General features: G+C 58.4%; 23 protein-coding genes and 1 riboswitch. Of the genes, 15 read left to right on the forward strand and 8 right to left on the reverse strand.

What is annotated here, in order from left to right; translation table 11 throughout:
• Window positions 1-161: 161 nt before the first annotated feature.
• The 4 genes from ACR0M2_RS12695 to cysQ form a co-directional block, all read right to left on the reverse strand.
• Window positions 162-1,199 (reverse strand): glycosyltransferase family 2 protein, encoded by a 1,038-nt coding sequence (locus tag ACR0M2_RS12695; protein ID WP_480705388.1) that lies wholly within the window; start codon window positions 1,197-1,199, stop codon window positions 162-164.
• 7 nt (window positions 1,200-1,206) lie between these two features.
• Window positions 1,207-2,190 carry a UDP-glucose 4-epimerase GalE gene (gene galE, locus ACR0M2_RS12700; protein ID WP_170361011.1) on the reverse strand — a complete coding sequence of 328 codons (984 nt, stop codon included), beginning with the start codon at window positions 2,188-2,190 and terminating at the stop codon, window positions 1,207-1,209.
• Window positions 2,191-2,260: 70 nt separating this feature from the next.
• The gene (locus ACR0M2_RS12705; protein WP_480705390.1) at window positions 2,261-3,061 is read right to left on the reverse strand and encodes a 3-deoxy-manno-octulosonate cytidylyltransferase; all 801 of its coding nucleotides are present in this window, start codon (window positions 3,059-3,061) and stop codon (window positions 2,261-2,263) included.
• Window positions 3,061-3,858 carry a 3'(2'),5'-bisphosphate nucleotidase CysQ gene (gene cysQ / locus ACR0M2_RS12710; protein ID WP_170411059.1) on the reverse strand — a complete coding sequence of 266 codons (798 nt, stop codon included), beginning with the start codon at window positions 3,856-3,858 and terminating at the stop codon, window positions 3,061-3,063. The genes ACR0M2_RS12705 and cysQ overlap by 1 nt, the downstream gene beginning before the upstream one ends.
• Window positions 3,859-3,980: 122 nt before the next feature.
• Here cysQ and ACR0M2_RS12715 point away from each other — a divergent pair, with 122 nt between their 5' ends.
• Window positions 3,981-4,802: an ABC transporter permease gene (locus ACR0M2_RS12715; RefSeq protein ID WP_170361005.1), complete on the forward strand. Its 822-nt coding sequence runs from the start codon at window positions 3,981-3,983 to the stop codon at window positions 4,800-4,802.
• On the opposite strand, the gene ACR0M2_RS12720 is transcribed toward ACR0M2_RS12715, so the two are convergent.
• Complete coding sequence (locus ACR0M2_RS12720) at window positions 4,799-5,401, reverse strand: alpha-ketoglutarate-dependent dioxygenase AlkB family protein (protein ID WP_170361003.1); 603 nt, start codon at window positions 5,399-5,401, stop codon at window positions 4,799-4,801. The two genes, ACR0M2_RS12715 and ACR0M2_RS12720, sit on opposite strands and share 4 nt — an antisense overlap.
• A gap of 212 nt (window positions 5,402-5,613) precedes the next feature.
• Here ACR0M2_RS12720 and dnaK point away from each other — a divergent pair, with 212 nt between their 5' ends.
• The 9 genes from dnaK (at window position 5,614) to radC (ending at window position 14,169) form a co-directional block, all read left to right on the forward strand.
• Window positions 5,614-7,521 (forward strand): molecular chaperone DnaK, encoded by a 1,908-nt coding sequence (gene dnaK / locus ACR0M2_RS12725; protein WP_170349589.1) that lies wholly within the window; start codon window positions 5,614-5,616, stop codon window positions 7,519-7,521.
• 74 nt (window positions 7,522-7,595) lie between these two features.
• On the forward strand, window positions 7,596-8,750 hold the full coding sequence (gene dnaJ / locus ACR0M2_RS12730; RefSeq protein WP_170349590.1) for a molecular chaperone DnaJ: 1,155 nt from the start codon (window positions 7,596-7,598) through the stop codon (window positions 8,748-8,750).
• A gap of 128 nt (window positions 8,751-8,878) precedes the next feature.
• Window positions 8,879-8,985: riboswitch (TPP riboswitch) on the forward strand.
• 43 nt (window positions 8,986-9,028) lie between these two features.
• Window positions 9,029-9,832: a bifunctional hydroxymethylpyrimidine kinase/phosphomethylpyrimidine kinase gene (gene thiD / locus ACR0M2_RS12735; RefSeq protein ID WP_480705392.1), complete on the forward strand. Its 804-nt coding sequence runs from the start codon at window positions 9,029-9,031 to the stop codon at window positions 9,830-9,832.
• Window positions 9,829-10,806, forward strand: a complete 978-nt coding sequence (locus tag ACR0M2_RS12740) for an FAD-dependent oxidoreductase (RefSeq protein ID WP_480705394.1) — start codon at window positions 9,829-9,831, stop codon at window positions 10,804-10,806. The genes thiD and ACR0M2_RS12740 overlap by 4 nt, the downstream gene beginning before the upstream one ends.
• Window positions 10,790-10,984: a sulfur carrier protein ThiS gene (thiS, locus tag ACR0M2_RS12745; RefSeq protein ID WP_170349593.1), complete on the forward strand. Its 195-nt coding sequence runs from the start codon at window positions 10,790-10,792 to the stop codon at window positions 10,982-10,984. The genes ACR0M2_RS12740 and thiS overlap by 17 nt, the downstream gene beginning before the upstream one ends.
• Window positions 10,985-10,986: 2 nt before the next feature.
• Window positions 10,987-11,751 (forward strand): thiazole synthase, encoded by a 765-nt coding sequence (locus ACR0M2_RS12750; protein ID WP_480705396.1) that lies wholly within the window; start codon window positions 10,987-10,989, stop codon window positions 11,749-11,751.
• The gene (locus ACR0M2_RS12755; protein WP_480647570.1) at window positions 11,748-12,344 is read left to right on the forward strand and encodes a thiamine phosphate synthase; all 597 of its coding nucleotides are present in this window, start codon (window positions 11,748-11,750) and stop codon (window positions 12,342-12,344) included. Before ACR0M2_RS12750 ends, ACR0M2_RS12755 begins: the two co-directional genes overlap by 4 nt.
• Complete coding sequence (locus ACR0M2_RS12760) at window positions 12,341-13,303, forward strand: HesA/MoeB/ThiF family protein (RefSeq protein ID WP_480705398.1); 963 nt, start codon at window positions 12,341-12,343, stop codon at window positions 13,301-13,303. Before ACR0M2_RS12755 ends, ACR0M2_RS12760 begins: the two co-directional genes overlap by 4 nt.
• Before the next feature lie 110 nt (window positions 13,304-13,413).
• Window positions 13,414-14,169, forward strand: coding sequence for a RadC family protein (radC, locus tag ACR0M2_RS12765; protein WP_058283296.1), 756 nt, complete (start codon window positions 13,414-13,416; stop codon window positions 14,167-14,169).
• Window positions 14,170-14,173: 4 nt separating this feature from the next.
• Here radC and ACR0M2_RS12770 read toward each other — a convergent pair whose 3' ends face one another.
• The 3 genes from ACR0M2_RS12770 to secA all read right to left on the reverse strand — a co-directional run bounded on the left by ACR0M2_RS12770 (window position 14,174) and on the right by secA (window position 19,497).
• Window positions 14,174-15,730: a phosphate ABC transporter substrate-binding/OmpA family protein gene (locus tag ACR0M2_RS12770; protein ID WP_480688633.1), complete on the reverse strand. Its 1,557-nt coding sequence runs from the start codon at window positions 15,728-15,730 to the stop codon at window positions 14,174-14,176.
• Window positions 15,731-15,755: 25 nt separating this feature from the next.
• Window positions 15,756-16,679, reverse strand: a complete 924-nt coding sequence (locus ACR0M2_RS12775) for a hypothetical protein (protein ID WP_480705400.1) — start codon at window positions 16,677-16,679, stop codon at window positions 15,756-15,758.
• Window positions 16,680-16,779: 100 nt separating this feature from the next.
• On the reverse strand, window positions 16,780-19,497 hold the full coding sequence (secA, locus tag ACR0M2_RS12780; RefSeq protein WP_480705402.1) for a preprotein translocase subunit SecA: 2,718 nt from the start codon (window positions 19,495-19,497) through the stop codon (window positions 16,780-16,782).
• Window positions 19,498-19,673: 176 nt separating this feature from the next.
• On the opposite strand from secA, the gene ACR0M2_RS12785 reads away from it, so the two are divergent.
• The 5 genes from ACR0M2_RS12785 to ACR0M2_RS12805 all read left to right on the forward strand — a co-directional run bounded on the left by ACR0M2_RS12785 (window position 19,674) and on the right by ACR0M2_RS12805 (window position 24,934).
• Entirely contained in the window at window positions 19,674-20,522 is an 849-nt protein-coding gene (locus ACR0M2_RS12785; RefSeq protein ID WP_480705404.1) for a peptidylprolyl isomerase, read from the forward strand.
• 5 nt (window positions 20,523-20,527) lie between these two features.
• Window positions 20,528-21,754: a bifunctional glutamate N-acetyltransferase/amino-acid acetyltransferase ArgJ gene (gene argJ, locus ACR0M2_RS12790; RefSeq protein WP_480705406.1), complete on the forward strand. Its 1,227-nt coding sequence runs from the start codon at window positions 20,528-20,530 to the stop codon at window positions 21,752-21,754.
• A 55-nt stretch (window positions 21,755-21,809) separates the two neighbouring features.
• Window positions 21,810-22,208, forward strand: coding sequence for an 8-oxo-dGTP diphosphatase MutT (mutT, locus tag ACR0M2_RS12795; RefSeq protein ID WP_170349603.1), 399 nt, complete (start codon window positions 21,810-21,812; stop codon window positions 22,206-22,208).
• Between the two features lie 195 nt (window positions 22,209-22,403).
• Window positions 22,404-22,601, forward strand: coding sequence for a hypothetical protein (locus ACR0M2_RS12800; RefSeq protein ID WP_170360986.1), 198 nt, complete (start codon window positions 22,404-22,406; stop codon window positions 22,599-22,601).
• A gap of 389 nt (window positions 22,602-22,990) precedes the next feature.
• Entirely contained in the window at window positions 22,991-24,934 is a 1,944-nt protein-coding gene (locus ACR0M2_RS12805) for an AMP-binding protein (protein WP_480705590.1), read from the forward strand.
• Window positions 24,935-24,964: the final 30 nt, after the last annotated feature.

The following is a 24,964-nucleotide window of genomic DNA, read 5'->3' on the forward strand; positions in this document are numbered from 1 at the left end:
ATGATTCCAACAGGCTCACGCGTTTGCACTGCCTTTTTCGTTACGCGAGCATGCCCGGGGGCTGGACGATCCAGAGTGGTGCCGGGCAAGTGCCGTTTTATGCCATTGATGCATCTTTCAAGGCAACGAATTTAAAAACCGTTAGTCACATATGCTGCTTTTCAGCAAACTTTCCCCATCAGACCCAATTGTTGTAATTGGGCCCAGCCCTCAAGACGCACGGACTGAGGCGTCCACATGTCGGGGCGGTTTCCAATCGCATCATAATATGACCCAAATAGGTCGGGATCATGAAAATGCTGCCGTCGGGTTTTTTCGGTCGATGACTTGTCCACCACCTCGGGAAGAAATTTGGTGTGAAGCAACACGCCTGAAGGCGTCTTGCCGCCGGGGCCGTCATAGACCGCGTTCAGATGCCGGGGCAGGGCCGAGTGGCACGAGTTCACATAGGCATAGCGCCGTGACCAGCGCACCAGCGGGATTTTGTTCAACGTGGGCGAATGCCGCGGCCTGTCGGCAAAAAACATCCGTTCTCGCGCGCCACCCTGCACCCACAGGTTGCCCAATGGGCCTTGGCGCTGCGCCCGGTAGGGGCCGGGATCGAACCAGCTAAGGGTTTTGGTCGGGTCCATTTCGGGGTCATAGGGCTGCGCGCCCAGTGGCCCCTTGGGGTAGAGATCCAGCAGCAGCGCGCCAAAGGCGAAGTGGCCTTGTTGGTCCAAGGTGCCTGTTAGGTCATGCAGGGATTTGCTGTCGTGGTTGGGGTAGATCAGCAGCTCATCCGCGTCCACCATCAAGGTCCAGTGTCCGTGGCCATAGCGCATTTGCAGCCATGTCAGCCAATCCAAACCGTATCGCGCGTCGCGATAGCTGTTAGAGGTCTGCCACAGCGACACATCGGGCTGATCGCGCAGAAATCCGACCGAGCCGTCATCGCTGCCGTTATCCACGACCAGAAAGTGATCCACCCCGAGCCCGCGATAGTGGCGGAAGAACCACGGAAGGCGATTGACTTCATTGCGCAGCGTGGTGAAGGCCAGTACCGCGCCGGGTCTGATATGCGCGGTCTGATCCTTGAGACTGGCTAGCTGATGGCGGCTGCGAAAGGATCGCCAAAGCAACCGCCGTCGTTTCAGACGCAACCGGTACTTCTGCACCCATCCAATGGGGGGAAGATTATCGGCTGCATGATCTGTCACCTATGGCTCACTTTTCGTAATTGCCGTTCTGATGCCAGCGCCAGGCATCACTGATCATCGTCTCTAACGTTGATCTTTTTGGGGTCCAACCAAGCTCTTGCCCCGCGCGGACCGAGCCTGAAACAAGCTTGGTGCAATCGCCAGCGCGGCGGGGGCCGATGGAATAAGGCACCTCGCGGTTGGTGACGGCTTTGGAATGGCCGATCACCTCCATCACCGAAAAGCCCGATCCGGTGCCAAGGTTGAACACGCGGCTGCCCTTGCCCTGTTCCAGCCAGTTCAACCCCAGAACATGAGCATCGACCAGATCACAGACATGCACATAGTCGCGGATGCAGGTACCGTCGGGCGTGTCGTAATCGGTGCCGAACACAGTCAGCCCGTCGCGCTTGCCGTCAATGGCGTCCAGCATCAGCGGCACCAGATGAGTTTCGGGACGGTGGAATTCCCCCACTTCACCCTCGGGGTCGGCACCGGCCACGTTGAAATAGCGGAAGATCACGTGATTCAGGCCATATGCGGCCTCGAAATCATGCAGGATATCTTCGATGGCCCGCTTTGAGGCACCATAAGCGTTCAGCGGCAGTTGCGGTGTGTCTTCATCCAGCACCACATTGTCATGCTCACCATAGGTGGCGCAGGTCGAGGAGAACACAAAGTTCAGGCAACCGGCTGCCACGGCTGCCTCGATCAGGTTCAGTGATCCGGTGACATTGTTGGTCCAATATCTGCCGGGCTGGGACATCGCCTCGCCCACCTGACTGAGGGCGGCGAAGTGCATTACGGCGGCGGGCTGGTATTTGGCGAAGACCTCATCCAACCGAGCGCGATCCAGCAGATCGCCCTGTTCGAACGGTCCGAATTTCACCGCGTCCTGCCAGCCGGTGATCAGGTTGTCATAAGTCACGGGTGTATAGCCCGCCTGCGCCAGCGCCTTGCAGGCATGCGATCCGATATATCCAGCTCCGCCGGTTACAAGAATATTGGTCATCTGTCTTCCAGACAAAGAAGTTTGCGCCCTGCTATGCCAACAGGTGTGTCCAGGTCAGGGGGAAAATGGCTCAATCCAACCCCATCGCGGCCATCATTTCCTCAAGCTTGGGAACGTCCTGCGGGTTGTTCAGTTCCCAGAACTGGCGGCCTTTGGCCTCAACCTCGACGCACAGAACTTTGCGGCCATTCTCCATAAAGCGCAGTTGCTCAAGCCCTTCCAGCTGTTCCAGCGGGCCCACCGGCCAGGTGGAATAGGCGGCCAAAGCATCGGGGCGATAGGCGTAGACGCCGACATGGTGGAAAACCGGGGTCTCTTCTTCGCCTGCGTAGGTCTCGGCGGTGAACGGGACGACTTCTTTTGAGAAATACATGGCGCTGTGATCCGCGGCGAAGACGGCGGTGGTGCCGCCAACGCGCCCGTGCTTGCGGTCGTTTAGCAGGCTGTTCAGCGCGTCACCATCGCAGCGCAGCACGGGTGTGGCCACGCCCGCCCCGGGCGCAGCGCGCAGGCCAGCGATCAGGTCTTCGACAAACCAATGCGGTGTCAGCGGCGCGTCGCCTTGCAGGTTCACCACGATGTCATAGCCATCGCCAAGGTTGGCATGGGTCTCAGCGCAGCGTTCGGTGCCATTGCCACAGCTTTCCGAGGTCATCACCACCTCGGCCCCGAACCCTTCGGCCACTTCGCGGATGCGGTCGTCATCGGTGGCAACGACCACCTTGTCGACGCCCGACACCGAACAGGCAGCGCGCCAGGACCGCTCGATCAACGTCATCGCGGTGCCATTGGCGCCGGTCAGCGGAACCAGCGGTTTGCCCGGATAGCGGGTCGAGGCATAGCGGGCGGGAATGGCGATCAGAACGGACATCAGGCCTCCTTCAAGTCAACACCCGGAGCGTAGGCGATAAAGAACGGGTTTGCATAGCCGTCCTTGCCATAGGTCAGCGGTGAATGATCATCAAAGCGCACCACGTTGCCGCCCGCACCGGCCAGCACGGCATGGCCCGCAGCTGTGTCCCATTCCATCGTGCGGCCAACGCGGGGGTAAAGATCTGCCTCGCCCGTGGCCACCAGACAGAATTTCAGGGATGAGCCCGCGCTCTTGCTGTCCTTCACCTGATATTTGTTGATGTAATCCTCGGTGGCCTGATCGCGGTGCGATTTCGACGCCACGATCAGAAGCGCTGAATTGTCCGGATTAGACACTGATATGGAAGTCACCTCCCCAGCCTGGGCTTTGTCCAATGCTCCGGTCTCTTCAACCGACTGACCATCGGCCTGTGTATAAAACATGCGGCCCTTTGCAGGCGCATAAACCACGCCACGGGTTGGAACGCCGTTTTCGACCAACGCAATATTCACCGTGAAATCGCCGCGCCGGTTGATGAATTCCTTGGTGCCGTCCAAAGGATCAACAATCAGGAATGTGTCACCCTTTTTTGAATGCGAGGCGGACTGTTCCTCGGTCACCAGCAGAATATCCGGGAAGGCATCGCGCAGACCGGCCGAAATCAAGGCATCGGCAGCTTCGTCTGCTTCGGTCACCGGGCTGGAATCGGATTTGACCTTTACGTCGAAATCATCCGAATTGTAGATCTCCATGATCTTGTCACCGGCTTCCAGGGCCAGCCGTCGAATGACGGGAATGAGGGCGTCGTAGGTCACAAAAAAGCTCCGTTCCTGTGATTTGTTGATCGAATAGCCTGACGGCCTTATGATGTGCCGGTTACGGAACGGCAAGAATTTCGTGACAGATTGCAGGCGAAAAAACGGGAAAGACGCTTCGGGTGTATTATTTCAAGCGAAACCAGTCCTTACTGGGCGGCGCGTTCACAACGGTCGAGCTGATTTTCCACGCCGTTGTTCGCAGCATACGGTCCCAGCATCACAACGCGGTCGTGGCCATAATCATCAACATCTTGCAGGTTCTGGCCCTAGTTTTGGTGTTATATACGATCCTGTCTTTCCTAGGACCACGTATTGCAAGAATCCGCGGCGAATTTGTCCTGTTTCTGCTGTCGGGCGTGTTTCTGTTCATCACCCATATCAAATCCGTCAGCGCGGTAGCGGGGGTCGGGACCGGCAACAACCCGATGATGCTGCATTCGCCTATGAACATGGTTGTCGTCCTGTTGGCCACCGCTTTTGGGGCGCTTTACACGCAGATTGTGACAATCATCGTGATCCTCTTTATTTACAGTGTAGCAGTCGCGCCAATTGAAATTCAGGAACCGGGCGGCGCTTTTGGCATGTTGATCCTGAGCTGGTTTGTTGGCTGCGCAATTGGCGTCGTCTTCATGGCTCTGCGACCGTGGTTTCCCACTTTTGTGACAGTCCTAACCAATATCTACCGGCGCTTGAACATGATCTTTTCGGGTAAAATGTTCGTGGCGAATGCGCTGGGCGGTGCCACGTTGGCCATGTTCACCTGGAACCCCCTGTTTCACCTCATCGATCAGTGCCGCGGTTTTCTTTTCCGCAATTATTTTCCTCGCAATACCAGCTGGGAATACGCGCTTTGGGTGGGGCTGATCCTGCTGCTGATCGGCTTGTTGGGAATTTTCTTTTCCCGTCAGCATGTGTCCCAAAGCTGGGAGGCGCGCCGCTAACCGGCCACACGCAGCGTCAGGTTGATCCGACCACCCTTGGGCAACAGTTTCGAAGACCCGAACCGGATGCGGTCGACGCCGTGATAGGTCAGCCGGGCGGGCCCGCCCATGATCACCACATCACCCGAATTCAGCCAGATGGATTCGGTCTTGCCGCCCCGTGTCTGGTTGCCGATGCGGAACAGGGCATCATCCCCCAGTGAGATCGACAGGACCGGCCAGGAAAAATCGGCCTCGTCCTTGTCTTGATGCAACCCCATCCGGGCCCCTTCGCCGTAGTAGTTGATCAAACAGCAATCAGGATCGCGATCCGCGCTGGCAAGGTCGCGCCAGATACCAAGAATCTGATCCGGGATCGCGGGCCAAACCGCGCCTTTGGGGTGTTGCGCCTGATATCGGTAACCCGTCTTGTCGGTGACCCAGCCCAGTGACCCGGCCGACGTCATACGCACGGACATTTCCTTACCCGAAGGCGTGACCGGCCGGAACAAAGGGGCCGATTTCAGAATCGGCCGCAGGCTGTCGATCAGCCGCTCCTGCGCGGGCCCGTCCAGCCAGGCTTTCCTGATATCAAAACCGCGTAAAAGCAGCCGCGCCATCCGAGAATCCCCGATCCTTGCAAAAACCTTGCCAAAAAGGCCACAGATTCCCGAAAACCTGCGTTTTACAACGCTTGCAGGCCTCTGATCCCGCCCTTATATACGCCGGGACGCGCGATGGTGTAGGGCTGTTGCGCACATCAGATCGGGGCCGGGTGCCATAACGGGTTCGGACCTCGGGACATCGCCTTGAAGAGAAAGGGATTGAACATATGGGAAAAGTAATCGGGATTGACCTCGGAACCACCAACTCGTGTGTGGCCATCATGGACGGCTCGCAGCCGAAGGTCATCGAAAACGCCGAAGGGGCGCGGACCACGCCCTCGATCGTCGCCTTCACCGAAGATGAGCGACTGGTCGGTCAGCCTGCAAAACGCCAGGCGGTCACCAACCCCGACAACACGATCTTTGGTGTTAAGCGTCTGATCGGTCGTCGTGTGGATGATGCAGAAGTCGAAAAAGACAAGAAAATGGTGCCGTACGCCATCGTCGATGGCGGCAATGGCGACGCGTGGGTTGAAGCCCGCGGTGAAAAGTACTCCCCAAGCCAGATCTCGGCCTTCACTCTGGGCAAGATGAAGGAAACCGCCGAGAGCTATCTGGGTGAGGAAGTCACGCAAGCCGTGATCACCGTTCCTGCATATTTCAACGACGCACAGCGTCAGGCCACCAAAGACGCCGGTAAAATCGCCGGTCTGGAAGTGCTGCGGATCATCAACGAACCGACAGCGGCTGCGCTGGCCTATGGTCTGGACAAAGAAGAAACTCAAACCATCGCGGTCTATGACCTTGGTGGCGGTACTTTCGACGTGACTATTCTGGAAATCGACGACGGCCTGTTCGAGGTCAAATCGACCAACGGTGACACCTTCCTGGGTGGTGAAGACTTTGACATGCGCATCGTCAACTACCTGGCGGATGAGTTCAAAAAGGAACACGGTGTCGACCTGTCGCAAGACAAGATGGCGCTGCAGCGTCTGAAAGAAGCTGCTGAGAAAGCCAAGATTGAGCTGTCTTCGACTTCGCAAACCGAAATCAACCAGCCGTTCATCTCGATGGGTTCGAACGGTCAGCCGCTGCACATGGTCATGAAACTGACCCGTGCCAAGCTGGAATCGCTGGTTTCGGACCTGATCAAAAAGTCGATGAAGCCCTGCCAGGCCGCTCTAAAAGACGCTGGTCTGTCGGCTGGCGACATTGACGAAGTTGTTCTGGTCGGTGGTATGACCCGGATGCCGAAAGTGATCGAAGAGGTCACCAAGTTTTTCGGGAAAGAGCCGCACAAGGGTGTGAACCCGGACGAAGTGGTTGCCATGGGCGCCGCCATCCAGGCCGGTGTTCTGCAGGGCGACGTCAAAGACGTTGTTCTGCTGGACGTGACCCCGCTGTCGCTGGGGATTGAGACGCTGGGTGGCGTGTTCACCCGCCTGATCGATCGCAACACCACGATCCCGACCAAAAAGTCTCAGGTCTTCTCGACCGCCGAGGACAACCAGAACGCCGTAACCATCCGCGTGTTCCAGGGTGAGCGTGAAATGGCTGCGGACAACAAGATCCTGGGTCAGTTCAACCTCGAAGATATCCCGCCTGCACCGCGCGGCATGCCTCAGATCGAGGTGACTTTTGATATCGACGCCAACGGCATTGTCTCGGTTTCGGCCAAGGACAAAGGCACGGGCAAAGAGCAGAAGATCACCATCCAGGCCTCGGGCGGTCTGTCGGATGAAGACATCGACAAGATGGTCAAGGACGCCGAAGAGAACGCGGAAGCCGACAAGGAACGCCGCGAGCTGGTAGACGCCAAGAACCAGGCGGAAAGCCTCATCCACTCGACCGAAAAGTCGATGGAAGAGCATGCCGACAAGGTCGACCCGACCACCATCGAAGCCATCGAGCTGGCAATTGCCGCGCTGAAGGACGAGCTGGAGACCGAGAATGCCGACAAGATCAAGTCGGGCATCCAGAACGTCACCGAAGCGGCCATGAAGCTGGGCGAAGCCATCTATAAGGCGCAAGCCGAAGAAGGTGAGGATGAGCCTGCGGCGGCAGATGCTGCGCCGGGTGAGGACGACATTGTTGACGCCGAGTTCGAAGATCTGGACGACGACAAGCGTAACTAACGGGTAACCGGGCCAATGTGGGCCGGTCCGGTTGCCGGGCCGGCCCAAATACGTTGAGGCTGAAGGAAATACTGATGTCAAAACGCGACTACTACGATGTGCTCGGCGTATCAAAGGGCGCATCAGCGGATGAAATCAAAAAGGGTTTTCGCAAGAAAGCCAAAGAGTTGCATCCCGATCGCAACAAAGACAACCCGGATGCCGAGTCGCAGTTCAAAGAAGCCAACGAGGCTTATGATGTTCTGCGCGACGCCGACAAAAAGGCCGCATATGACCGTTTCGGCCATGCCGCCTTTGAAAACGGTATGGGCGGCGGTGGTGGTCGTCCGGGCGGCGGCTTTGGTCAGGGTGATTTCTCCAGCGCATTCTCAGACGTGTTCGACGATCTGTTCGGCGATTTCATGGGCGGTCAGCGTGGCGGCCCCGGTGGCGGGCGCCGAGCGGCGCGCGGATCGGACCTGCGCTATAACCTGCGCGTGACGCTGGAAGAGGCGTTCGCGGGCCTGCAGAAAACCATCAGTGTTCCTGCCGCCGTGGCCTGTTCGGCCTGTGACGGATCGGGCGCAGAAGGCGGAGTGGAGCCAACCACCTGTCCAACCTGTTCGGGCATGGGCAAGGTGCGTGCACAGCAGGGTTTCTTTACCGTCGAACGATCCTGCCCGACCTGTTCGGGTCTGGGTCAGATCATCAAGAACCCCTGTAAAGCCTGTGGCGGTGCAGGCCGCGTGGAAAAAGAACGCGCTCTCTCCGTCAACATCCCCGCCGGTGTCGAGACCGGAACCCGCATCCGCCTGGCGGGTGAGGGTGAAGCTGGGATGCGCGGTGGCCCTCCGGGTGATCTGTATATCTTTGTCGAAGTGTCGGATCACAAGCTGTTCGAACGCGACAGCGTGAACCTGTATTGCCGCGTCCCTGTCAGCATGGCCAAGGCCGCGCTGGGCGGTTCGATCGAAGTGCCAACCATCGATGGTGGCCGCGGCCGCGTGCAAATACCAGCAGGCAGCCAATCGGGCCGTCAGATGCGCCTGCGCGGCAAAGGCATGCCCGCCCTGCGTGGCGGCGGTGTGGGTGACATGTTCATCGAACTGGCGGTGGAAACGCCGGTCAACCTGACCAGTCGCCAAAAAGAACTGCTGAAAGAGTTCGACGATTTGGGTGAGGATAACCACCCGGAATCAAAAAGCTTTTTCTCATCCGTCAAATCCTTTTGGGATGGGATGAAGGGCTAAGATCACTCCACCAAGTTGCCAAAAGGCCGATCCCCTTGGGTCGGCTTTTTTCGTTTTATAGGTCCAGTTTGTCCATGAACTTCGCGAAAATTGGCCCTTGAATCCTTTCGCATCCCCTGAGATTGTCGCGCCAACCGTTGGGGTGCCCTGATCAAGGGGCTGAGAGGCGTGAATGCGCTAACCCATCGAACCTGATCCGGGCAATACCGGCGTAGGGAACGGTCTACACACACAGACGTTTTCCATGCTGCGTTGCCCCCTGAAGATGGAGCAACGATATGGCGCATATTGCCCTGACAATTGCGGGCTCGGACAGTGGCGGTGGGGCCGGGATTCAGGCCGATCTCAAGGCGATGTCTGCGTTGGGCGTGTATGGGGCCAGCGTGATCACGGCGGTCACGGCGCAGAACACGCGGGCTGTGACCGCAGTGCACGGCATACCGCTCAACGTAGTGGCCGCTCAGATCGAGGCGGTGCTGACCGACCTGGATGTAGGCGCGATCAAGATCGGCATGCTTGCGACCCCTGAAATTATTCAAACCGTTGCCGAGACTATCGCTGGGTATGATGGCCCCGTCGTTCTGGACCCGGTGATGATCTCCAAATCTGGCGATGCCTTGCTGGCACAGGATGCGGTTCAGACCCTGCGTGATGTTCTTGTGCCCCAAGCGACCATGCTTACCCCGAACTTACCCGAGGCCGCTTGTTTGCTGGGCACCTCGGACGCCGAATCCCCCGATCAGATGATCGCGCAGGGGATGGCGCTGTGCGGGCTGGGGGCGCGGTCGGTATTGATGAAAGGCGGACATGGGCGCGGCGACGTTTGCCACGACGTCTTGCTTGATCCTTCGGGAGTTGTGGCAGAATTCACCGCCCCCCGGTGCGATACGCGCAACACGCATGGCACCGGTTGCACCCTGTCGTCTTCGATAGCAGCCGGGCTGGCGCGAGGGCTGGGCCTGACCGATGCGGTCGCGCAGGCGCATGAGTATCTGCAAGGGGCCATTGCTAAAGCTGACGGTCTGATGGTCGGACAAGGGCATGGCCCGGTTCATCATTTCCATCGGGTCTGGCCCGCGTGACGGTCTGGTCGGTCATAGGGGCCGGTGTGGCCGGGCTGGCCGTAGCCAGCGAGCTAGTGTTGCGCGGGGCCAAGGTTCAGATCTTTGATCCCAGTGGTCCACCTGGCCCGCATGGGTGTTCTTGGTGGGCTGGCGGTATGCTGGCCCCATGGTGCGAGTTTGAAAACGCCGAAGAACCGGTGTTGCGGCTGGGCAAGGCTGCGTTCGAGTGGTGGTCTACGCGTACTCGGGTGGAACAACGTGGCACGCTGGTTGTTGCCAACCCGCGTGATCTGCCGGATTTGCGTCGGTTCGCCCGTCGGACCGGGGGGTATACCGAGATTAGTCAGGCTGAAATTGCCAATTTAGAGCCTGATCTAACCAGTTTGACCAAAGGTCTGCATTTCACGGATGAGGCTCATCTGAACCCGCGACAGGCGCTGCGGGATCTGCACCGCCAATTGCTGGACCAAGGGGTAGTCTTCCACCGGAAACTGGCCCCGACCCAGCTGGAGAATGCAATCGATTGCCGCGGTCTGCACGGGCGTGAGGTTTTGCACGACCTGCGCGGCGTCAAGGGAGAGATGTTGGTGATCCGCTGCCCGGACGTGACCCTGACGCGACCTGTACGTCTACTGCATCCAAGGATGCCGCTGTACATCGTGCCGCGTGGGGATGGTGTCTACATGCTGGGCGCAACGATGATCGAAAGCGAAGACAGCAGCCGCATCACGGCCCGATCCATGCTGGAACTGCTCAGCGCCGCCTATGCGCTGAACCCCGCCTTTGGCGAGGCCGAGGTGCTTGAGATCGGTGTCGATCTGCGCCCGGCTTTTCCCGACAACCTGCCCCGCATCCGGCGGCTGGGGCATACGATTTATGCCAACGGACTGTACCGCCATGGCTATCTGCTGGCCCCAGCGCTGGCGCAGGGAGTGGCCGATCTGGCGTTGGACAACAAACATTCGGAGATGGTTGATGAAGATCGTGCTTAATGGTGAATCGCGCGAGGTGCGCGCCGAAATCCTCTCGGATCTGTTGGTCGAATGCGGGTTCTCTGGACGGGTAGCGACAGCTGTAAACGAAGACTTTGTGCCCTCGGGTCTGCGCATTGCTCAAAAGTTGACCGATGGCGACCGGGTTGAAGTCGTCGCGCCGATGCAGGGAGGCTGAGGATGAAAAGCTTTTATGGGACCCAACTTCCCAACTCATTGATGCTGGGCACGGCGCAGTACCCCAGCCCCGCCATTCTGGAACAGGCGTTTCGCGAGAGCGGCGCGGGTGTTGCCACAGTTTCCTTGCGCCGTGAATCCGGGGCTGGGCAGACCTTCTGGCAGATGATCCGCGAGCTGGGCGTGCTGATCTTGCCAAACACTGCTGGGTGCCACACGGTCAAAGAAGCCGTAACCACCGCCCATATGGCGCGTGAGGTGTTTGACACTAATTGGATCAAGCTGGAACTGATCGGCCACACTGACAGTTTGCAGCCAGATGTGTTTCAACTGGTCGAGGCCGCGCGCATACTGACCGAGGACGGGTTTCACGTATTCCCCTACACCACCGACGACCTGATCGTGGGCGAGCGTCTGCTGGCCGCCGGGTGCGAGGTGCTGATGCCTTGGGGTGCACCCATCGGGTCGGGGCGCGGGCTGAACAATGAATATGCCCTGCGCGCGATGCGGGCCGAATTCCCCGACATACCGCTGGTAGTGGATGCGGGCGTCGGCCTGCCCAGTCACGCCGCGCAGGCGATGGAGTTGGGTTATGACGCCGTTCTGCTGAATACCGCTGTCGCTCGCGCCGGAAACCCTGTGGCCATGGCCCGCGCAATGATGCTGGCGATTCAGGCCGGGCAACTGGCGCATCAAGCCGACCCGATCGAGGCGCGCGATATGGCCGAACCATCAACTCCGGTAATCGGAAAGGCCTTCTTATCATGATGTTAGACCGGTTCTATCCGATCTTCGACCACTCTGACTGGTTGCGCCGGATGCTGCCCCTGGATGTGAAGCTGGTGCAACTGCGGATCAAGGATCAGCTTGATGTGATCATACGGGAACAGATCGCCCAATCGTTGGAACTATGCCGTGCCCACGGCACCGTGCTGGTGGTCAATGATCATTGGCAGGCGGCTATCGACGCTGGTTGTGAGTGGATTCATCTCGGGCAAGAGGATCTGGACGAGGCCGATCTGAAAGCCATCCGCAAGGCGGGGCTGAAACTGGGTGTCTCTACCCACGATGATGATGAATTAGAGCGTGTCCTGACCATGGACCCGGATTATGTGGCTTTGGGCCCGGTCTATCCGACGATCCTGAAAAAAATGAAATGGGAACAGCAGGGCCTGCCACGCGTCACCGAATGGAAGGCACGGGTGGGGGATATCCCTCTGGTCGCGATTGGCGGCATGAGCGTTGAGCGGGCGCCGGGCGTCTTGCAGGCGGGGGCCGACATCGTCTCGGTCGTCACGGACATCACGCTGAATTCCGATCCAGAAACCCGCGTTCGCGAATGGATCGAGGTCACGAGATGAGCCGCTATGCCCGCCAGATGATCCTGCCCGAGGTTGGACCGGCAGGCCAGACCCGCCTGTCGGCAGCGCGGGTTCTGGTGGTGGGCGCAGGCGGATTAGCCTCCCCGGTCTTACCCTTGTTGGCCGGGGCCGGGGTTGGGCATATAACCATCCTGGACCGGGATCAGATCGCGCTATCGAACCTGCATCGGCAGACATTGTTCGCTGAATCCGACTGTGGGCGCGCCAAGGCCAAAGTCGCCGCAGAACGCTGCCGGGCGCTGAATGGTGACATCACCGTAATGGCTGAGAATCAGGCTCTAACAAACCAGAATGTGTTAAATTTTGTCCGCAGCTCTGACATTGTTCTGGACTGCGCGGACAGTTATGCGGCCAGCTATATCCTGTCGGATACCTGTTTGTTGCAGGGCAAGCCGCTGATCAGCGCATCCGTATTGGGGCTGACCGGCTATGTCGGTGGGTTCTGTGCTGGCGCGCCGTCCTTGCGTGCGGTGTTTCCGGATGCACCGGATAGCGGCGCGAGCTGTGCAACGGCCGGCGTGCTGGGCCCTGTCGTTGGGGTGATAGGTGCCTTGCAGGCGCAAATGGCGCTGGGCGTGATCCTTGGCCTGGACCCCTCGCCTTTGGGACAGTTGGTACAGTTCGACGCCCGCACGCTGCGCAACAGCACATTCAGATTTGACGGCGCACCGGAACCGGGGCACTACTTTCGATTTCTTTCCGCCAGCCAATTGACCGAAGATGATGTGATCATTGAACTGCGCACCCGGGACGAGGCCCCCGAGCCTCTTCACAGCAGGGCACGTCGGGACATTGTTGAATCCCTGAAAACAGAGCCTAACAAAGGAAAAAGACTTGTGCTTTGTTGCTCTAGCGGATTGCGCGCATGGCGGGCGGCTGAGCAAATTCAATCGGATTGGGCCGGTGAGATTGTCCTGGTTGCAGCCTCAACTACATGAGTGAATTGATACACGAGGTAGGTGGAAACCGGTGACTATCGACCAAAAGGGTCTAAGGTCGTTTGGGCGCGTTAACCTTTCGGAAACCGATTCTGCGCAAATCTGAACGCATGACTCAGGACGCCTTTGCCGAAGCCCCGATGCTGTTTGAAAGTGACGAAGCCCCGGTGGCGCCCCTGCCCTCGGGTCGGTTACCGTCCTACATCAAAGATCACCGGAAACGCCTGCGGGAACGGTTCATGTCAGGTGGATCGGCGGCGATGCCGGATTATGAGCTGTTGGAACTGGTGCTGTTCCGTTCAATCCCGCGGCAGGATGTAAAGCCGCTGGCACGGGCGCTGATGGACACGTTTGGGGATTTCAACCGGGTTCTGACCGCGCCCGAGGAACGGCTGCGTCAGATCAAGGGCGTTGGTGACACGGTGATCACCGATTTGAAGATACTTGAGGCCTGCGCCCATCGCATGGCCCGCGCGCGGGTGATGCAGCGGCACGTGATTTCAGGTTGGGATGCACTGCTTGACTATTGTCACACCACGATGGCCCATCGCGAGACGGAGCAGTTCCGGGTGTTCTATCTGGATCGCAAGAACGTGCTAATCGCGGATGAGGAACAGGCCAAGGGCACCGTCGATCACGTACCGGTATATCCGCGCGAGGTTGCGAAACGGGCGTTGGAATTGAATGCGTCAGCCTTGATCCTGGTACACAATCACCCTTCGGGCGATCCGACCCCGTCGCAATCAGATATCGACATGACCAACCGGATACAGGACGCATGTCTTGCCCTGGGGCTGACGCTGCATGATCATCTGATCATCGGCAAATCGAATGAACTGAGCTTTCGGTCGCAGGGATATCTGTAGCGAGTTACTGAACCCAGATCTCGACCCGGCGGTTGATCTTTCGGCCCCATTCGGTGTCGTCGCAAGCCATCGGCATCGCCTCACCAAACGCATCGACTTGCAATTCAACACTATCGGGAATGGCAGTTTCCACCGCCGCCAACACCGCATTGCGCACGGTTTTGGCGCGCAGCAAGGCGATCCGCTTATTTGCAGTCGCGGCTCCGTCGCCGTCGCTGAAACCAACGAACACCAGCTTGCGCGCATTCAGCGTCCCGGCCTCAAGCTGTTGGGCCAAATGCTGGATGTTCGACCGTGATTGTGCGTCGGGGCGGGACGAGCCTGCCTCGAACCTGACCGATAGCGACAGCCGGGACATGGGTCTGAGGGTATCGACCATGCGCTGCAATTCCTCCAACCCAACCTCAGGGCCACCCGAGGCCACCGCATTGGCCAGACGATCCCCCTGCAATCCGATCCGCATCATCTCGGGTTCCTGATCGACAAAACCCGCATTGCGGATCGCCTTTTGGGCTGCGTCGCCTTGGGTATAAGCCAGAAACTGCCGGGCGATACGGGGCAGGCGGCGCTTGGGGAGGTACAGGAACATGGGTGAGGTCAGCGGGTAGTCCTCGGTCTTGATCGTCTGCCGGGTGGCCATCAACACGTGACCACATCCACCGGTCAGGGGCAGTGCGCGGGCCGCGTCAGCCTCGGCCTGGCTAGCGATGCCGATGGCAAAAGGGTCCTTGGTGACCTTTTGAACCAGATCGCTGCTGCGTTCATGCCGGATAACGGCATCAGACAGAACGACACTGGCGGGTGAAAGCAGTTGATCCTCGACCCCTTGTGCCAGACCTGATCCGGCGTCGGGCAGGTGCAGCGCAATTGGTGCGTCGGGTCCACCCAAGGCGGACCAATTGTCAATCGTGCCAGAAAACACCAAGGCGAGATCCGCGGGAGAGATTTGGGGCACGGGATTGTCCGGCGCCACGATGGGCACCAACGCATCCAACGCAATAACCCGCGACCGGCGTGCGTGGTTCAAGTCGCCCAAACCAGCGGCTTCGGCAGCCTCTTGCTCTGACGGGCGGATTTCGCGCAAAGCCATGACAATGTCGGTCTGATCTGCGATCAGATCGGCAAAGCCCTGACCGGTATTGCCGATATCGAAATAGAATCGGCCCAGCGGCGCGTCGCGCCCATCCTGATGAAGCTCGTATATCAAACTGTCCGGAGCGGATTGGCGGGACGTGACTGACAGTCCTTCCTGTTCGGCAAAGCCCATCAACAGGGCAGGCAACACCTTCTCGGCCATGACGGAAGAGCCTGAAAACGTCAGTTCGCCCACGAAATCGGTCAGATTGGGGCAGGCAGGACCATCGCAGGTCACGCCCGAGCCATCCACCGTCAGCTCACCAAATTGGGTGTCGACGCGGTAGAACTCTCCGTCAAAGCCAAGCAGGGTGCCTGTCACCTCGACCTTGCCGTCATGAGAGGTGAGCGTGATATCCTGCGCCTGAACAGCTGAGGAAAGTGTTGCCGAAAACAGTGCGACCGCCGCCACACGAAGAAATGTCATAGGAAGTTCTAGCCTGCCTGCGGTTTTAGTTTGCCGCGATTGTCAGGTTTTGGAACAGATTATTCAACACCAGAAACTCACCTGTTTTGGAGCAGTCTGGAAAGTTCAGCGTTAATTCGCGCGGCCGCAGTTTCCGGTCTTCGCGCAACTCCAGCGACTGGACGTGCAGGTCCGTTCCGCAATTTTCTGATGTCACCTCAGCCTCGACCGTCAATTCGATCGAGCCCGATTGATCCGATTGCGCGGCGGGAAAGGAATAGATCTCGAGGTTGCGCGCATCGCTGAAGGTCGGTTGCGTTAGCTGAACGACACTGCCTGCGCCTTGCGAGTCAGACTGAGCCGAAACATGACCTGCATCCCCATAGCTGGCCCCAAATTCCAGCGCGTGGATCTGCAGCTCGGTCGTGCCCTGCCATTGTAATACAACGCGGGCATACTGGCTGATGTCGGGAACGTGAGTGGTGGCTACGGTCCCTTTCTGATCGTCAAGCGAGATCAGGAAGATCGCGTATTCCGACAAGGCCGGTATGGTCAGGTCCAGCGTGCCATTGGCGTCTGTCTGCTGCGTTACGGTCAGTCCACTGTGATGCACCTCGATCCGTTCATTGCCGTAGCAGGGGGCCTTGATGATCAGGCGCGCGGCAGCACCGGGCACGGCGCGTGCGCGGGCGCTCAGGCTACAATCAGCGTGATTAGAGGGGGTTGACCGGCTGGGAGTCTCAACTCGTTGTGCTGAAGGGATGGCGCGGTCTGTTTCCTGGGCGGGGGTCGAGGAGGTCAAGACGATGTCCTCCAGCCCGGGAATACCGGCACCTTGATCAGCGGCCGCAAGTTCAGTGCCCTGCACGTCGTCAGACCACGCAGGAAATCCATTTTGCATCAGGTAACCAATTGCCAGCGCGCAAACGACAGTGCCGCCGGTGGTCACGTAGTTCTTTATTACAAACAAGACACCCTCCCCAGTTGAAGGAGCGAGTCGCATATTGATTCTGAATCACGGCCAATATGTGGCCGTGAGGGGGACTCAATGTGTCTGAATTATGCTGACGTTAGGTCAGGCGCCCATGGCAGTGTTTGAATTTTTTGCCCGATCCACAGGGGCAACGGTCATTGCGCGACGGGTTGCCCCAGGTGCTTGGATCATCCTCGACAAAGCCGGGACGCGGATCGCCCGAGGCTTCGGCCTCGGCTACCGCTTCGGCCCGTTCGGTCGCTTGTTCGACTTGCTGCTGCGCCTGAGCCTGTTGTGCTTGCATCTGCGCCAGCATTTCCCGCTGCTCTTCTTCAGACAGTGGGCGCACGCGTGACAATTGCTGAGTCACGGTCTCACGCAGGCTATCGAGCATCGACTCGAACAGCTGGAAGCTCTCGTTCTTGTATTCGTTCAGCGGATCGCGCTGGGCATAGCCGCGGAACCCAACGACCGAGCGCAGATGTTCCAGCGTCAACAGATGCTCGCGCCATTTACCGTCGATGGTGTTCAACAGCACCTGTTTTTCGATGTTGCGCATGTTTTCGGGACCAAAGGCCGCCGCTTTCTGCGCCATCATCTCGTCTGCGGCGTTGATCAGACGTTCGCGTACCTGCTCGTCATCCACGCCTTCTTCGGCGGCCCAGTCCTGTACAGGGGCGTCGATGGTCAGCTTATCCTTGACCGCCTCGTGCAGACCGTCCGTGTCCCATTGATCGGCATAGGATTTTGGCGGCATGTGTTCGTCGATCAGATCGTCGATCACCTGTTCGCGCATATCCGAGACGATTTCGGACAGGTCGTCCGAAGACATAATCTCACGCCGTTGGCTGAACACTACCTTCCGCTGGTCGTTCATCACGTCGTCAAATTTCAGGACGTTCTTGCGCATGTCAAAGTTGCGGCCTTCGACCTTGGACTGTGCCCGCTCCAGTGACTTGTTCACCCAGGGGTGGACGATGGCTTCGCCTTCTTTCATGCCCAGGGTGGTCAGCACCTTATCGAGCCGTTCTGACCCAAAGATTCGCATCAGGTCGTCTTCGAGGCTCAGGTAAAACACGGTGCGGCCCGGATCGCCCTGACGGCCCGAACGGCCACGAAGCTGGTTGTCAATGCGGCGGCTTTCGTGACGCTCGGACGCCATCACATAAAGACCACCGGCTGCCAGAACCTTTTCCTTTTCCTCGGCATGGCGGGATTCTTCAGCGGCACGCAGCTGGGTCGGGTCGGCCTCGGGGTTTTCGGCCAGTGCCTGCAAAACCTTCATTTCCACATTGCCGCCCAGCTGAATATCGGTGCCGCGGCCAGCCATGTTGGTGGCGATAGTCACCGCACCCAGACGGCCGGCATCGGCGACGATCTGCGCCTCTTGCTCGTGCTGGCGGGCGTTCAGAACATTGTGTGCAATGCCTTCCTTTTGCAGCATTTGGCTGAGCAGTTCGGATTTCTCGATCGACGTGGTGCCCAGGAGGACCGGCTGGCCCTTTTCCTGCGCCTCTTTGGTCTGTTCGATCATCGCGCCGTATTTCTCACCGGCGGTGCGATAGACCTGATCGTCTTCGTCCAAACGGGCAATCGGTTTGTTGGTCGGAACCTCGACTACGCCCAAACCGTAGATTTCAGCGAATTCTTCGGCCTCGGTCAGTGCGGTGCCAGTCATGCCGCCCAGCTTGTCGTACAGGCGGAAATAGTTTTGGAAAGTCACACTGGCCAGCGTCACGTTTTCCGGCTGAATCTGCACACCTTCTTTGGCCTCGATGGCCTGATGCAGACCTTCGGACAGGCGGCGGCCCGGCATCATCCGGCCGGTGAATTCGTCGATCAGCACGACATCGCCGTCACGGACGATATAGTCCTTGTCGCGCGTGAACAGCTTGTGCGCGCGCAGACCCTGATTGACGTGGTGCACCACGGTTGTGCTTTCGGGATCATACAGCGAATGCCCTTCGGGAATCAGCCCCGCAGCAATCAGCTGCTGTTCCAGAAACTCGTTGCCCTCATCGGTGAAGGTCACGTTGCGGGACTTTTCGTCCAGCGTATAGTGATCGTCCTGCAACGAGGGGATCAATCCATCAATGGCGGTATACAGATCCGAACGGTCCTGCGACGGCCCCGAGATGATCAGCGGTGTTCGCGCTTCGTCGATCAGGATCGAGTCGACCTCGTCCACAATCGCGAAATTGTGGTATTTCTGGTAAATCTGGTCCAGCTCGGCCTTCATATTGTCGCGCAAATAGTCGAAACCCAGCTCATTATTGGTGGCATAGGTCACGTCACAGGCATAGGCCGCTTTCTTTTCGGCGTCGGGTTGGCCCGACCAGATCACGCCGGTGGTCATGCCCACGGAGGCAAACACCTTGCCCATCCATTCCGAGTCGCGCTTGGCCAGATATTCGTTCACCGTGACCACGTGAACGCCCTTGCCGGTCAGCGCATTCAGATAGGCGGGGAAGGTGGCGACCAGCGTCTTGCCCTCACCAGTCTTCATTTCCGAGATGTTGCCTTGATGCAAGAACGCGCCGCCCATCAGCTGCACGTCAAAGGCGCGCAGACCCAGCGCGCGTTTGGCGCCTTCGCGGACGTTGGCAAAGGCTTCGGGCAGCAGGTCATCCAGGCTTTCCCCGTCCAGTGCGCGTTTGCGCAGCTCGGCGGTTTTTTCGATCAGGCCGTCATCGGACAGTTTCTCGAACTCTGGCTCCAGCGCGTTGATTTTCTCGACCAACGGGCGGGTCGCCTTAATCTTGCGGTCGTTCGGTGTTCCGAACACCTTTTTGGCGAGCGTTCCGAGTCCCAGCATGTTCACTCCAGCGGATCTGTTCTTATCGTGGTTGCGACAGGCTTGCCCACCTTGCGCGCAACCCATAGATACGGGGGGTGAAAGGCGGCCCTGTCCAAGGCTTCAAAGCGATGTAAGCGGCAGGTCCCAGAGTGTCAACGCTGCGCCCTGTCGCGGCAAAGAAATAGGATGATTCCATGCCCAAAGGCCTCACTTTTCTGCCATCGTTGGCGCTTGCTGCTGTGATGGCCCTGCCATTGGCCGCCGAAACCAAACCTGATGCCGCCACCGTGGTCGCTCGTGTGAATGGTGATGAAATCACATTGGGTCACATCATCGCCACCGCAGCCGCGCTGCCCGAGCAGTACCAGCAGATCGAAGACGATGTTTTGTATGATCTGATTCTGGATCAGCTGATCCAGCAACAATTGTTGAGCCAGCAGCAGGACGCTTTGAGCAAACTGAACACTCTGGCCTTGGAAAACGAGACGCGATCCATGCGGGCGGTGCAGGCGGTGGATGCGTTGATCGACGAAAACCTGACCGACGACGTGATACAAGACGCCTATGACGCCCAGTACGCAGATTTCGAAGGTTCGGACGAGTTCAACGCCAGCCATATTCTGGTGGAAACGGAAGACAAAGCCAAAGAAATCAAGGCACAGCTGGATGACGGCGCCGATTTTGCCGAGATGGCCAAAGAACACTCCACCGGCCCGTCGGGCCCGAACGGGGGTGAGCTGGGCTGGTTCGGACCCGGTCAGATGGTCCCGGAATTTGAGGCGGCCGTGATCGCGCTGGACAAAGGCCAGATTTCCGAGCCGGTGAAAACTCAGTTCGGCTGGCATCTGGTCACCCTGAACGACAAGCGCAAAACCGAAGCGCCTGAATTGGAACAGGTACGCGCCGAGTTGACCCAAACCCTGCAACAGGGCGTCATTCAGGCTCGGATCGACGAGCTGACCCGCGAGGCCGACATCGATCGTCCCGCCCCGGATGGTGCTGGCCCCGAGGCGCTGCGTCAGATCGAACTGCTTCAGGAGTAACCCCCGTGGCCACGATCACCAAGGTATCTCCGTTGGCCCCGGCGGCCTTTCCCGATTTGCCCGCGATTGATGGTGTGCGGTTCGCCACGGTCGAGGCCGGTGTGCGCTATCAGGGCCGTACTGATGTTATGCTGGCGGTGATGGATCCCGGCACTTCGGTGGCGGGGGTGTTCACCCGCTCCGCCACACGCGCGGCTCCTGTCCTAGACTGTCAGGACAAGATCGGCGGAACCAACGAGGGACCAGCTGCGATCCTGGTGAATTCAGGCAATGCCAATGCCTTTACCGGTCATTATGGTCAGACCTCGGTGGCCGAGGTGACGCAGGCAGTTTCCAAGGCCACCGGTGTTCCGGTCGAACGGGTTTTTACCTCGTCCACCGGCGTAATTGGTGAGCCGCTGCCCCATGAGCGTATCGTGGCGCAGCTTGAGGCTCTGAAAGCGGGCCTTAGCCGTCACGCGGTTGAGGATGCCGCGCGCGCGATCATGACCACGGACACGTTCCCAAAAGGATCCTGCGCGCAGGTCGAGATTGATGGAAAAACAGTCTCTATTGCGGGGATTGCAAAGGGATCAGGCATGATCGCCCCGGATATGGCGACGATGCTGGTTTACATTTTCACCGATGCGCAGGTCGAACAGTCGGCGCTGCAGGCGCTGCTAGGCGCGCAGACGGACCGGACATTCAACTGCATCACGGTGGATAGCGATACCTCAACTTCGGACAGCCTGTTGCTGTGCGCGACCGGGGCGTCAGGCGTGGATGCGACGGGCAATGCCGCCTTTGCCGAGGCACTGGAAGGCGTGATGCTGGATTTGGCGCAGCAGGTAGTGCGCGACGGAGAAGGTGCGACTAAATTCGTGGAAATCCGCGTGACTGGGGCCACCTCGGACGCAGATGCCAAGGTGCATGGGTTGGCCATTGCCAATTCCCCTCTGGTCAAAACCGCAATTGCGGGCGAGGACCCGAACTGGGGCCGCGTTGTTATGGCCATCGGAAAATCGGGTGCCGCGGCGGATCGGGACCTGCTGAGCATTTCTTTCGGTGACATTCTGGTGGCCGAGAAAGGCTGGGTCAGCCCCGATTACAGCGAGGACGCCGCCGCCGCCTATATGAAAGGTCAGGATCTGGTGATCTCGGTCGACCTGGGGCTGGGCGAAGGTAAGTCCACCGTTTGGACCTGCGATCTGACCCACGGGTATATCGAGATCAACGCGGATTATCGCTCGTGAAACCGGAGCAATTCCAGCAAAAGTGGAGCCCGGTTTTGCGTCCGGGATTGCGACCATGAAAACCGTATTAGTGTCTGCCGTCGCCCTGATCGACATCGAGGGCCGGGTGTTGCTGGCGCAGCGCCCGGAAGGTAAATCCATGGCGGGCTTGTGGGAGTTCCCCGGCGGCAAGATCGAAGCCGGAGAAACGCCCGAAGCCGCCTTGATCCGCGAATTGCATGAGGAGCTGGGCATCGACACCTGGGCCTCCTGCCTTGCCCCGCTGACCTTCGCCAGTCACAGCTATGACGATTTTCACCTGTTGATGCCCTTGTTTGCCTGCCGCAAGTGGGAGGGGATCCCGCAGTCTAAAGAAGGGCAGGCACTGAAATGGGTGCGCGCGAATGAGTTGCGAAACTACCCGATGCCTGCAGCGGATGTGCCGCTGATCCCAATTTTGCGGGACTGGCTGTAAGTCCGTCAGATTGGACGTCGGAACGAAATCAGTTCCGTTTTCAACCAAGAGAATGTGAATGCAATGTGAACAACGCGTTGCTTCTGTATTTAATATTGTTGATGCAAACTCTGTTAGCTTACGGCGAGTCGAAAACACCTAATGGTGCCTGTCTGCAGAATTACTCAATGATAAGGTCAGGGGCGGCTACGCAGATTGAATGGCGCAGATCGGATTGGTGATGTTATGAAAAGCGATACAAGTTCCACCAACAATGAATTGCAAAACAAATGGGCGACATGGACGATGAAGCCTGAAAAGAAACAGCTAAGTTTCAAGTATTTCGCGTCTGCATTGGTCATTGCGGCGTCGGCCTTTGTTGTTGTCGGCCTTCATCAACACGCGATTTTCTGATTTTTTTACCAGCGCCCAACGCGCCGTGTCTTATGTGGTAATCCAGAATATTTAGCCATTAGAAGACCTCCGCAAGACCGATGTCTGCAGCGGCAAATCGTTCCTGACGATGAGAGCATTTGATAGTAGGTCAGGGCTGTTTATCTGTTCGTTCGGTTTAGGTTTGCAATTTCCACACCCGAGATCGGTCAGGTTTCACCACGTCTTGGTTGTTACAATTCGTAAGAATTGAGAAAACATCAGGAAAAAGTTGACGCTGATCGTGCAAGCGTCCCTTAATCGGGCGTTGGCGTCCGGGGTTGATCCTCGGGTCCGCTTTTTCCGGCCCGGGGAGAGGCCGGATGTGGAGGAGAGGAAGATTGGCTCAGACGCAGTCGGGCGCCGAGGGGATGCACTCCCTTGCTGCGCTGCTACACCGAAACGCGACACAGTTCGGGGACGCCCCGGCCTATCGAGAGAAAGAATTCGGCATCTGGCAATGCTGGACCTGGGCTGAGACGACTAAGGAAATTCGTGCCATCGCGTTGGGGTTTCTCGAGTTGGGTGTTGAAAAGGGCGACCATATTGCTGTGATCGGTCGCAACCGCCCGGCGCATTATTGGTCGATGGTCGCGGCGCAAATGGTCGGTGCGGTTCCGGTTCCACTATATCAGGACGCGGTGGCCGAAGAGATGGCCTATGTGCTGGAACATTGCGGTGCAAAATACGTCGTCTGCGGGGACCAAGAGCAGGTCGATAAGGTCATCGAGATTCAGGAAAACCTGCACCAGGTCAAAAACATCCTTTATACCGACAAGCGGGGGATGCGGAAATACGACCATTCCCAGATGAATGCGCTGGATGATATCATGGCCGAAGGCCGTGCCGGTCACGCCCGGTTCGATGCGGAACTGGACAAGCGCATCGCTGCGATCACCTATGACGATACCTGCGTGATGCTCTATACCTCGGGCACTACCGGCAAGCCCAAGGGCGTGGTGTTGTCGAACCGCAACGTCATCGAAAGCGCCAAGAATTCAGCTGAGTTCGATCATCTGACCCAGAGCGAGGATATCCTGTCCTACCTGCCGATGGCCTGGGTGGGCGATTTTATCTTTTCCATCGGTCAGGCCTATTGGTGCGGGTTCTGCGTGAACTGCCCCGAAAGCGCCGATACGATGATGACCGATCTGCGCGAGATCGGGCCGACCTATTTCTTCGCCCCGCCGCGCGTGTTTGAGACCCAGCTGACCAATGTGATGATCCGGATGGAGGACGCGGGCAAGCTGAAGCAGCGCATGTTCCATCACTTCATGGCGCATGCCAAGAAGGTCGGAGGTTTGCTGCTGGATGGCAAACCCGTGGGCCTCGGTGATAAGTTGAAATACGCGCTGGGCAATCTGCTGGTCTACGGCCCGCTGAAGGATACGCTGGGCTATGGTCGGTTCCGGGTGGGCTATACGGCGGGTGAGGCCATCGGGCCCGAGATTTTCGATTTCTACCGATCCCTTGGCATCAATCTGAAACAGCTCTACGGCCAGACCGAGGCCACTGTATTCATCACCGTGCAACCGGACGGCGAAGTACGCGCGGATACGGTTGGTGTGCCTGCGCCGGATGTCGAGTTGAAGATCGATGACAAGGGAGAAATTCACTATCGCTCGCCCGGTGTTTTTGTTGAGTATTTCAAAAACCCGGATTCCACGGCCTCGACCAAAGATGCCGAGGGATGGGTTGCCACTGGCGATGCCGGTTTCATCGAAGAGAACTCAGGACATTTGCGGATAATTGACCGCGCAAAGGATGTGGGCAAGATGGCCGACGGGTCGATGTTTGCGCCGAAATACGTCGAGAACAAGCTGAAATTCTATCCTGACATCCTTGAAGTTGTTTTGTTCGGAAACGGCAAGGATCGCTGCGTGGCCTTTATCAATATCGACCTGACAGCAGTGAGCAATTGGGCGGAACGTAACAACGTGGCCTACGGGTCTTATCAAGAACTGACGGCGAATCCACAGGTGTTAGAGACCATCAAGGCGCATGTGGAAGAGGTGAACAAATCTGTTGCCGCCGACGAGATGCTGTCGGGCTGTCAGGTGCATCGCTTTGTGGTTCTACACAAGGAACTGGATGCGGATGACGGCGAGATGACCCGCACGCGGAAAGTGCGGCGCGGGTTTGTCGAGGACAAGTTCAGCGACATTATCGCGGCGCTGTATGACGGGTCAGAGACCGTCTCGACCAAAACGGAAGTGACCTATGAGGACGGCCGCAAGGGATCGATCAGCGCAACGCTTGAGATCGTAGATGCGTCGGTTGTACCGGTCGCTCAACATAAAGTGGCTGCGGAATGATGGGTCGCCGAGCGCCGCTCGACCTGCGGT

This window comes from Ruegeria sp. BE10 (genome assembly GCF_056538905.1).